9 protein-coding genes and 1 pseudogene are annotated in these 10276 nt (G+C 65.1%); 6 read left to right on the top strand and 4 right to left on the bottom strand.

From position 1 onward, the window contains the following. Together K5Q19_RS17580 and hpnH are read left to right on the top strand one after the other, a co-directional pair. Positions 1 to 448 (top strand): annotated as a pseudogene (locus tag K5Q19_RS17580) (4-hydroxy-3-methylbut-2-enyl diphosphate reductase); the annotation flags it as partial. Between the two features lie 12 nt (positions 449 to 460). Then, the gene (gene hpnH / locus K5Q19_RS17575; RefSeq protein WP_292947993.1) at positions 461 to 1606 is read left to right on the top strand and encodes an adenosyl-hopene transferase HpnH; all 1146 of its coding nucleotides are present in this window, start codon (positions 461 to 463) and stop codon (positions 1604 to 1606) included. Positions 1607 to 1843: 237 nt separating this feature from the next. Here the strand turns inward: hpnH and K5Q19_RS17570 are convergent, their stop codons facing one another. Then, positions 1844 to 3163 (bottom strand): site-specific integrase, encoded by a 1320-nt coding sequence (locus K5Q19_RS17570; protein WP_292947991.1) that lies wholly within the window; start codon positions 3161 to 3163, stop codon positions 1844 to 1846. Between the two features lie 638 nt (positions 3164 to 3801). On the opposite strand from K5Q19_RS17570, the gene adh reads away from it, so the two are divergent. The 4 genes from adh (at position 3802) to K5Q19_RS17550 (ending at position 8619) form a co-directional block, all read left to right on the top strand. Then, entirely contained in the window at positions 3802 to 5307 is a 1506-nt protein-coding gene (gene adh / locus K5Q19_RS17565; protein WP_292947989.1) for an aldehyde dehydrogenase, read from the top strand. Between the two features lie 4 nt (positions 5308 to 5311). After that, complete coding sequence (locus K5Q19_RS17560) at positions 5312 to 5653, top strand: DUF779 domain-containing protein (protein WP_292947987.1); 342 nt, start codon at positions 5312 to 5314, stop codon at positions 5651 to 5653. A 102-nt stretch (positions 5654 to 5755) separates the two neighbouring features. Further along, positions 5756 to 6349: a TetR/AcrR family transcriptional regulator gene (locus K5Q19_RS17555; RefSeq protein ID WP_292947985.1), complete on the top strand. Its 594-nt coding sequence runs from the start codon at positions 5756 to 5758 to the stop codon at positions 6347 to 6349. Continuing rightward, positions 6346 to 8619: a molybdopterin-dependent oxidoreductase gene (locus tag K5Q19_RS17550; protein ID WP_292947983.1), complete on the top strand. Its 2274-nt coding sequence runs from the start codon at positions 6346 to 6348 to the stop codon at positions 8617 to 8619. Before K5Q19_RS17555 ends, K5Q19_RS17550 begins: the two co-directional genes overlap by 4 nt. On the opposite strand, the gene K5Q19_RS17545 is transcribed toward K5Q19_RS17550, so the two are convergent. The 3 genes from K5Q19_RS17545 to K5Q19_RS17535 form a co-directional block, all read right to left on the bottom strand. Further along, entirely contained in the window at positions 8616 to 8903 is a 288-nt protein-coding gene (locus K5Q19_RS17545) for a hypothetical protein (RefSeq protein ID WP_292947981.1), read from the bottom strand. The genes K5Q19_RS17550 and K5Q19_RS17545 overlap by 4 nt on opposite strands. A gap of 12 nt (positions 8904 to 8915) precedes the next feature. Next, positions 8916 to 9380, bottom strand: a complete 465-nt coding sequence (locus K5Q19_RS17540) for a nuclear transport factor 2 family protein (protein ID WP_292947979.1) — start codon at positions 9378 to 9380, stop codon at positions 8916 to 8918. 224 nt (positions 9381 to 9604) lie between these two features. After that, positions 9605 to 10222 (bottom strand): pyridoxamine 5'-phosphate oxidase family protein, encoded by a 618-nt coding sequence (locus K5Q19_RS17535; protein ID WP_292947977.1) that lies wholly within the window; start codon positions 10220 to 10222, stop codon positions 9605 to 9607. Between the last annotated feature and the right edge of the window lie 54 nt (positions 10223 to 10276).

The raw sequence follows: 10276 nt of genomic DNA, 5'->3' as shown, positions 1-10276 counted from the left end.
CACGCGCGATGTGATCGCCGCCCTCGAAGAACGGTTTCTGAACGTCGTCGGCCCGGATACGGCGGATATCTGCTATGCAACCCAGAACCGGCAAACTGCGGTGCGGGACCTGTGCCGGGTCGCGGACCTGCTGCTGGTCGTAGGCGCGCCCAACAGTTCCAATTCCAACCGTCTGCGCGAAATCGGAGACGATCTTGGCGTGCCAAGCTATCTTGTCGCCGATGGCAGCTCGCTCGACCCCAGTTGGTTCGTCGGCAAGACGCGGATCGGGCTCACGGCCGGGGCCTCGGCTCCGGATTCGCTGGTGCAGGATGTGATCGCCCGGCTAAGGGAACTTGCGCCGATCGAAGTGTCGACTCTCGACGGGGTCGTCGAAAAAGTCGAATTCAGCCTGCCTCAAGAGTTGCGTCAGATGCCCGTTCGCCAAGACGCCATCGCCGCCGAATAGGACGACAGCGTCATGACCCTTCCCGTTCAAGTGCTCGCCCGGATCGGCGGATACACCGTCAAGAACCACATCAAGGGCGGCAAGTACCCGCTCGTCCTGATGCTGGAACCGCTGCTGCGCTGCAATCTTGCCTGCCCCGGCTGCGGCAAGATTGATTATCCCGATGCGATCCTCAACCAGCGCCTGAGCTTCGAACAATGCATGGACGCGATCGACGAATGCGGCGCACCTGCGGTCTCGATTGCGGGGGGCGAGCCGCTGCTCCATCGCGACATGCCGCGGATCGTCGAAGGCTACATCGCGAAGAAGAAGTTCGTGATCCTGTGCACCAACGCGCTGCTGTTGAAGAAGAAGATCGACGATTACGCGCCTTCTCCCTTCTTCACCTGGTCGATCCATCTCGATGGCGACAAGGGCATGCACGATCATGCCGTCGATCAGGAAGGCACCTATGAAGTCGCGATCGGGGCGATCGAGCTTGCCAAGGCAAAGGGCTTCCGCGTTCAGGTCAATTGCACCGTGTTTGACGGCGCAGACCCGGCCCGTCTCGCCGCCTTCTTCGACGAGATGGAAAAGCGCGACGTCGAAATCACCATCTCTCCCGGATATGCCTATGAGCGCGCCCCGGATCAGGAGCACTTCCTCACCCGCGAGCGCACCAAGAACTTCTTCCGCGATGTGTTCCGCAAAGGCGATGGCGGCAAGGCCTGGACCTTCACCAATTCGCCGCTGTTTCTCGACTTCCTTGCGGGCAACCAGACCTACGCATGCACCCCTTGGTCGATGCCGCTGCGCACCGTGTTCGGCTGGCAAAAGCCCTGCTACCTGATCGGCGAGGGCTATGTGCAGACCTTCGCCGAGCTCATGGAGGGCACCGACTGGGATCAGTTCGGGGTCGGCAAGTACGAGAAATGCGCCGATTGCATGGTGCATTGCGGGTTCGAAGGCACCGCTGCGAGCGATGCGATTGCGCGCCCCTGGAAGCTTGCGAAGATCGCGCTTCAGGGCATCCGCACCGATGGCCGGATGGCGCCTGACATCGACCTGTCGCAGGCTCGCCCGGCGCAGGACGTCTTTTCCAGCCACGTCGAGCGGGAATTGGCCATCATCCGGCAGGAACAGGGGGACGCTTCCAAACACGTCAAGCGAACGGCATGAAGCCGGTGCCCGAGGCTTGCTGATCTTGCCAGCTCGGGGCAATCGCGAAGCCCTCAACGGATGGTGCTGAGTTTCGGTCTGGTGCTGACCGGCATTCTCCTTGGCCGTAATTGGCCATGAGGAAGAAAGGGCGCAAACCGGAGCGGGTTGATCAGAAGCGGACATTGCTCGCGCCAGGCCGCTATTGCCGCTTTTGGGAGATAGCGGACTGTCGGCAACGTCCAACGAAACGGAAGTTCAAGCCACTGCCCGCAACGTCGCCAACGTCCGCGCCTGCTTGATCTCGCGCATGCTCCGCAGTTCGCCGCCGTCCAGCAACCGAGCAATCTCCGCTGCCACTTGATCCGCCGCAATGATCAACGCGGTGTCGAGATGCACATAGCGCTGCGTCACACCGCGCGGGGCGTGGCCGAGGAGGCCTGAGATGGTCAGCTCGCTGAACCCCTGTGCGGCCGCCATGCTGGCGAAGCTGTGGCGCAGGGTATGGGGTGTCACCTCGTCCAGACCGGCCCGCGCGCAAACCCGATCAAGCACGCGGACGACGCCGATGAAGTGACCGTCGCCCCAGTCCGCTGGGAAGATGTAGGGCGAATTACTATGCAGGGCCTGGGCCTCCAGCACGATCATCCCAGCGTCACCAGCCACCCGCATCTGCGGACCGGACTTGGTATCCGGAAAGCGGACGAGGTTGTCGTCAGGCTGCACCCATTCCTTGCGCATCGCCAATACTTCCATGCGGCGAAACCCGGTGAGCAGCATAACGCGGATCGCGGCGAGACCAGTGGGGTGTTCGCCCTCGCGTTCCATCTGCGTCATCACCTTGCCGAGGTGTCGGATTTCGCCCGCACTGAGGTATCGTTTCAGTTTTTGCGAAGCCATGATGCGCACGCCCGTCGCCGGGCTGGCCTCGATGAGCCCAAGGCGGCGGGCGTGGTTGAACAGGCTGCGCAGCGTGCTGATCGCGCGGGCGGCGACACCGATGCCGCCTGCGGTCTGGCCGCCCCTGCCGAACTTACGCAGCCGCGCGGTGCGCCCGGCGGCGATATCGCCCTGCAAATGTTCGATGTCGGCCAGCTTCAACTGGCTGATGACGCGGTTGCCGATCAGTGGCTTGATGTGCAGCTCGATCCGGCTGCGGTCGCCGGCAAGGGAGGACGCCTTGATCGGACGACGGTTGCGCCCGATCAGGCGCCCGGCTTCGGCCTCGGTCAGATACCAGTCACAAAGCGCCGAGACTGTCAGCCCTTGCCGGATAGCGTGGCGCTCAGCCGAAGGGTCCGCGCCATCGATTACGGCGGCGAGCTTCTTCTGCGCGAGGCCGCGCGCCTGTTCGACGGTCAAGACACCGTATTGGCCGATGACGCATCGGCGCGTGCAGCCCTCCAAATTGCGATACTGGATGATAAAGGTCTTAGTGCCGCTTGGCTTCACACGGACGCCAAAGCCGCGCAACTCGCCATCCCAAAGGAAGGTGTCGCGGCGCTGGCCTGGTTTGAGTGCGTCGATGGTGCGCTTGGTCAATTTCGTCATAGGTCTGGTCCTGCTGGTGTCCGTCATTCCTCTCAAAGTTGCCCCTTGCTTCCGGTGGCCCACGCGCTTGCCCTTTGCTTCCCCACGCAGGTGCGGCATGGCCGGGGAAGCAGGGGGGAAGCAGCAGACGGCAAACCACCGGAAATCGCAGGGTAGCGATTGTGACTCGACGCGCAAAGCAAGCTTTTGAAACTGTGTAGTTTTGCGCAGATTTGGCAACACCCGGTAACGCTGGCGAAATTCTCGGAAACCAGTTGCCAAGGTTGGGGTCGAGGGTTCGAATCCCTTCGCCCGCTCCAGTTTCCTGTCCCCATCCTGACCATATTTGACGCTGCTCGCCAGCGGCGATGGGCTTGTGGCGATTCGTGTTCGCGGCTCCCAATTTAGGTCAGGTTGACACAGTCCTGAGTGAAAACGCCCCCGGGGGTCCGCCGCGGCGCCTTGCGGGCACAGTCCGGCGAATTGATGCGGGTCAAGGAGCATGGCGCCGGTTTACCGCAGAGCGTCTGCTGTAGGACAGCGGTTTGCCGGCCTTGGGCCAAGCAAGCCCTTGTTTCCGCGCCCGCCAGCGATAGACTTCGCTGGTGGGCAGGCCCCTGGCGGCTGCAACCACGACCCCACGCGCGGGCGCCAGATCTCGCGCGGGACACACGAGAGGAACGAGCATGACCGGCACGCTGCCCGCGCACCCCTTCAAGGACTATTACGGCAACTATATCGGCGGACGCTGGGTCGATGCCGCGGACGGACGGCGGTTCGACAATCCCTCGCCGGTGACGGGGCAGGTGATCACTTCGCTGGCGCGTTCCTCTGCTGCCGATGTGGAAGCTGCGCTCGATGCCGCGCATGCGGCGAAGGACGCGTGGGGCAAGACGAGCGCGGGCGAACGCGCGCTGATCCTGAACCGGATCGCCGATCGCATGGAAGCGAACCTTGCGCTGCTGGCAACGGCGGAGACCTGGGACAACGGCAAGCCGATCCGCGAGACGATGGCGGCGGACATGCCGCTCGCCATCGATCACTTCCGCTATTTCGCGGGCTGCATCCGCGCGCAGGAAGGCGGGATTTCGGAGATCGACCACGATACCGTGGCCTACCATTTCCACGAACCGCTGGGCGTTGTCGGCCAGATCATCCCGTGGAACTTCCCGATCCTGATGGCGGTGTGGAAGCTCGCCCCGGCGCTGGCGGCGGGCAACTGCGTGGTGCTGAAACCGGCCGAGCAGACTCCGGCCTCGATCCACGTGCTGCTGGAACTGATCGGCGATCTGCTGCCGCCGGGCGTGCTCAATGTGGTCAACGGGTTCGGGCTGGAGGCGGGCAAGCCGCTCGCGCAGAGCCGCCGCATTGCCAAGATCGCCTTTACCGGCGAGACGACGACCGGGCGCCTGATCATGCAATATGCCAGCGAGAACCTGATTCCGGTGACGCTGGAGTTGGGCGGCAAATCGCCCAACATCTTCTTTGCCGACGTGATGGATGCGGATGACGACTTCTTCGACAAGGCCTTGGAAGGCTTTGCCATGTTCGCGCTCAATCAGGGCGAGGTCTGCACCTGCCCGAGCCGCGCGCTGATCCAGGAATCGATCTACGACAAGTTCATGGAGCGCGCCGTCGCCCGCGTCGAAAAGATCGTGCAGGGCAGCCCGCTGGATGCGGCGACGATGATCGGGGCGCAGGCTTCTTCGGAGCAGCTGGAGAAGATCCTCTCCTATTTCGAGATCGCACGGAACGAAGGCGCCAAGGTGCTGACCGGCGGCGAGCGCGCGATGATGCCGGGCGACATGGCGGGGGGCTTCTATATCAAACCGACGATCCTTGCAGGGCACAACAAGATGCGGGTGTTCCAGGAGGAGATCTTCGGCCCCGTGGTGGCGGTGACGACCTTCAAGGACGCCGAGGACGCGCATGCCATCGCCAACGACACGCTCTATGGCCTGGGTGCGGGCGTGTGGACGCGCAATGGCACGCAGGCCTACCGGACAGGCCGCGCGGTGCAGGCCGGGCGCGTGTGGACCAATTGCTACCATGCCTATCCGGCGCACGCGGCCTTCGGCGGCTACAAGCAATCGGGCATCGGGCGCGAGAACCACAAGATGATGCTGGATCACTACCAGCAGACCAAGAACCTGCTGGTGAGCTACAGCCCCAAGGCGCTGGGCTTCTTCTGACCGGATGACCAGCGTTTCCGCCACTCCTGCGGCATTGGCCCTGCTTGGCGAGATCGTCGCCGACCATGGGCCGGTGCTGTTTCATCAATCGGGCGGATGCTGCGATGGCTCTTCCCCCATGTGCTACCCGGCGGGCGAATTTCGCGTGGGCGAAAGCGACGTGCTGCTGGGGCATGTGGGGGAAGCGCCGTTCTATATCGGCGTGCGGCAGTTCGAGGCATGGAGCGCGGCGGGCGAGGCGGTGGACCTGCTGCTCGACGCGGTGCCCGGGCGCGGGGGGATGTTCAGCCTTGATAACGGGCGCGAGCAGCGGTTCCTGATCCGATCGGGGGCCTGCGCGGTTTAGCCGAAAGCAAGAGCAAAGCGGCCTTGGCAAGGGGCAGTTTCTTCGCGCTCAGTTGACATGATACGTGTCATGTGAAAATCCTCTCCCCCGAAGGAGAGGCTGATGAGTCGTGCCGAGCAGAAGGCCGCCACCCGCGAGAAGATCCTCGATCTGGCGGCCGAGCGGCTGCGGCGTGAAGGGCTGGCGGGCAATGCCGTGCACCGGCTGATGCGTGATGCCGGGCTGACGCATGGCGGCTTCTATGTGCATTTCGAGAGCAAGGAGGCGCTTGATATCGCAGCGCTGGAGCGGGCGATGGAAAGCCTTGGCAACCTTGCCAGCAAAGTCCCGGCGGACCTGCCGCGCGCCGAGCGGCGGGCGCAGATGGCGGCGCGCTATCTCTCGCGCAGCCACCGCGATCATCCGGAGACGGGCTGTCCGCTCGCCGCGCTGGTGAGCGAGGTTCCGCGCGGCGGAGACATGTTTCGCGAGGCCTATGCAGGCGCGGTCGCGGGTGCGCTGATGGGCCGGCAGGAAGTGCTCGGGCCGACACCGCCGGGCGAGGATATCGCGCTGCTGGCGCTGATGATGGGCGGGCTCACGCTGGCGCGGGCCATTCCGGACAAGGACCTTTCGGACGCGGTGCTGCGCGCCTGCCGCGATGCCAGCGCGCTGCTGGCCGAAGCTTACGAACACCGCCGGGGAGACGAGGCATGACCGAGACGTGGCAGCCAACCGCCTGCATGATCTGTTCGATGAACTGCGGGATCGAAGTGCAGACCGAGGGGAAACGAATCGTGCGCGTGCGACCCGACAAGGCGCATCCGGTGACCAAAGGCTATGTCTGCGAGAAGGCGCAGCGCATGGATGCCTACCAGCAGGGGCGCGACCGGCTGTCCTCCCCGATGCGGCGGCGGGCGGATGGCAGCTATGAAGCGGTCGATTGGGACACCGCGATCGCGGAAGTGGCCGCGCGGCTGGCGGTGGTGCGCGATGCGCATGGCGGCGAGAGCATCCTTTATTACGGCGGCGGCGGACAGGGGAACCACTTGCCCGGCGTCTATGCGCAGGCGACGCTGGCCGCGCTCGGCGTGCGCTATCGCTCCAATGCGCTGGCGCAGGAGAAGACCGGCGAGGCCTGGGTGCAGGCGCGGATGTTCGGCTGCGGCATGCACCACGATTTCGAACATGCCGAAGTGGCGCTGCTGATCGGCAAGAACCCGTGGCAATCGAACGGCTTCCCGCGCGCCCGCGTGGTGCTGCGCGAGATCGCGGCGGACCCGGCGCGGTCGATGATCGTGATCGATCCGCGCCGCAGCGAAACGGCCGTGATGGCGGACTATCACCTCGCGATCCGGCCCGGTACCGATGCCTGGTGCCTCGGCGCGCTGGCGGCGATCCTCGTGCAGGAGGGCCTTGCCAATACCGCATGGATGGACGCGCATGTCAGCAATGCCGAGCCGGTGCTGGACGTGCTGAAGCGCGTGCCCATCAGCCAGTTTGCGCAAGTTTGCGGCGTCGACGAGGACCTGCTTCGTGCGGCGGCGCGGCGCATGGCGGCGGCTGAAACCATGGCTTCGATGGAGGACCTTGGCATGCAGATGGGCGTCCATTCGACGCTTGGGTCCTATCTCCACCGGCTGATCATCGGCCTCACCGGCAGCTTTGGCCGCAAGGGCACGAGCTATGCCTTCGTGCCATTCCGTCCGCTGGGAGGGAGCGGCAGCGCGAGTGCTGGGAGCGCGGCGCGGCCGAGCGGGGAGCGCAACTGGAAGCGCTCGCCCGTCACCGGCTTTCCGGTGATCATGGGGCTGATCCCCTGCAACGCGATCAGCGAGGAGATCCTCACCGATCACCCGCACCGCTTCCGCGCGATGATCATCGAAAGCGCGAACCCGGTCCATTCGCTGGCGGATACGGCGCGGATGCGCGAGGCGCTGCGGGCGCTGGAGTTCAGCGTGGTGATCGACGTGGCGATGACCGAAACCGCGAGCGAGGCGGACTATGTGCTGCCTGCCTGCAGCCAGTTCGAGAAAGCGGAAGCGAGCTTCTTCAACTTCGAGCCCGCCGAGAACGCGTTCCAATTGCGCCGCCCGCTGTTTGCCCCGCGCGAGGGGACGCTGGAGGAAGGCGCGATCCATACGCGGCTGTGCGAGGCTTTGGGCGTGCTGAGCGCGGATCTGGTGGCGCCCCTGAAAGCGGCGGCGGGTAATCTCGACCACTTCGCGATGGCCTTTGCGCAGGCGGCAGCAGCGCAGCCGGGGATCATGGCGGTAGCGCCGGTGCTGCTCTACAGGGCGCTGGCAGACGCGCTGCCCGAAGGCATGAGCAATGCCGCAGCGGTGTGGGGCGTGGCGCAGATCTTCGTGCGCAACTTTCCTGACCAAGCGGCGGCGGCGGGCTATACCGGGCCGCTGGCGGGCAACCGGCTATTCGAGGCGATCATGGCCTCGCCCTCGGGCACTGTCTTTTCACGCAGCGAGCCGGGGGGTTGGGAGCTGGTGCGCCAGCCGGGGCAGCGCATCAACCTGCATATTCCGGAGATGCTGGAGCTTCTGATGGCGCTCGATCCGGCCGGGCCGCCGGTCGATCCCGATTACCCGCTGATCCTCTCAGCCGGCGAACGGCGCACCGAGACAAGCAACACCAGCATTCGCGACGCGAGCTGGCTGCGCAAGGGCACGCTGGACAGCACCTTGCGGATCCATCCGGGCGATGCGGCGCAGCTGGGGCTGGGCGAAGGCGATGCGGTGGATGTGGTGACGCGGCGCGGGCGGGCGCGGGCTCTGGTGGAGCTGAGCGACGGCGCGCGGCCGGGCCATGTCTCGCTGCCGAACGGGCTGGGGCTCGATGTACGGCAGGCGGACGGCTCGCTCCGGCGACAGGGCGCCGCGCTCAACGAGCTGACCGACTACCGCTGGCGCGATCCGGTGGTGGGGACGCCGTGGCACAAATATGTGCCGGCGCGGCTGGAGAAAGTCGCCTAGCGCTTGTTGCAGCGCTTCCGGCCCAGCGCAGCCGCGAAGGGAAGCAGGATCCACGGGAAGAGCACGGCGAAGAACGCCGCCTGCGCGGTGATTGCGAAGCCGCTCGGCGCGGCGAGGAAGGCGTAGACACTCCAGCTGAGCAGGATCGCCCAGCCTGCAAACCACGTGCGCAGGAACGCCTGGAGCCGGGCGGGGCGCGCCTGGAGGCTCTGGAAGCAGACATAGAGCGTCAGCGGCTGGGCCACAGCCTTGGCGCGCGCAGGGCGGGGAGGCGGTACGTTCATGTCCTCAAGCCTTCAAAAGCCCAGCTCGGTGAGGCTGGGGTAATCGTCGGGGCGGCGGCTGAGCGGCCAGTCAAGCCGGCGCTCCTCCGGGCGGATGGGGTGTTCATTTATGCTGGCGATACGGCGCCGCATGAGCCCCTGTTCGTCGAATTCCCAGTTTTCGTTACCGTAGGCGCGGAACCAATGGCCGCTGTCGTCGCGGTATTCGTAGGCGAAGCGCACCGCGATGCGGTTGCCATCATGCGCCCAGAGTTCCTTGACGAGGCGGTAATCGAGCTCGCGCAGCCACTTGCGGGTGAGGAAGGCTTCCACCGCAGCACGTCCAGACACGAATTCGGCGCGGTTCCGCCACTGCGTGTCCTCGGTATAGGCCAAGGCGACGCGCTGCGGATCGCGCGTGTTCCATGCATCTTCGGCGAGACGCACTTTCTGCGCGGCGGTTTCGGCGGTGAACGGCGGCAGCGGGGGACGCGACATGACAGGGCCTTTCATCGAGGCAAGTTGGAACGGATGACTTCAGGAAGAGGTGGCACCCGGGCAGGAGTGCAGGGGGGATGGCCTGCCCGGGTGCTGGGGCTCTGTGCGGCCAGGGATGTGCCGCCAGAGCGCAAGGGGCCGCCGGGAAGGGAGGGGGGAACCGGCGGCTGCTTACATCATGTAGGCACGCGGATATGACATTTGTAGGGCGATAATCTGCAAAGCTATGTTCCATTTTCTGAAAGGGCGGCGAGCTGTGCTTCGAGCGCGGCGATCCGCGCATCCCGCGCAGATAGCTCTTGGGCGAGCGCTTCGGCGACATCGTCGGCATGGAACATCTGCGGGATATGCTGCGGACAATTGATGTCCCACGCGGTGATCGTGAAGACCATCGCCTGTTCGGGAACGCCGCGATAGCCGGGCATGGCGAGCGATGCATTGAGCTCGGCATCGCCCTCGATCACCTCGAGCTCGCCCCAGACCTTGATTCGGCGGCGACCCGCATAGTCCATCAGGAAGATGAACGCCTTGCCGTTCTCCGCAGCATTGCCGGTGGTGATGTACTGCCGGTTGCCGCGGAAATCGGCAAAGGCGAGGCGCTTGTCGTCAAGCACCTTGAGGAAGCCCTTGGGCCCGCCGCGATGCTGGATATAGGGCTGGCCATCGGCGCTCGCCGTGCCGAGATAGAAGCTGCGCACATCGGCAACGAAAGCGGCGAGGCGTTCGTCGACGCGGTCGGCCATGATCATACCGGCATAGTGGTGGCGCGAGCCCTTGCGGGTCTGCGCCGCCTTGACCGAAGACGAGAAGGCATGATCGGTGGGATCTGGGAAATCGGACATCGGGGCGGAACCTTCGAGCGGCGTTGGCCCCGTTTTACCCATGCGGCGCGCAGC

Source organism: Novosphingobium sp. (assembly GCF_019748365.1).
Classification (GTDB): domain Bacteria; phylum Pseudomonadota; class Alphaproteobacteria; order Sphingomonadales; family Sphingomonadaceae; genus Novosphingobium.
This window is presented reverse-complemented; position numbering and strand designations above follow the sequence as displayed.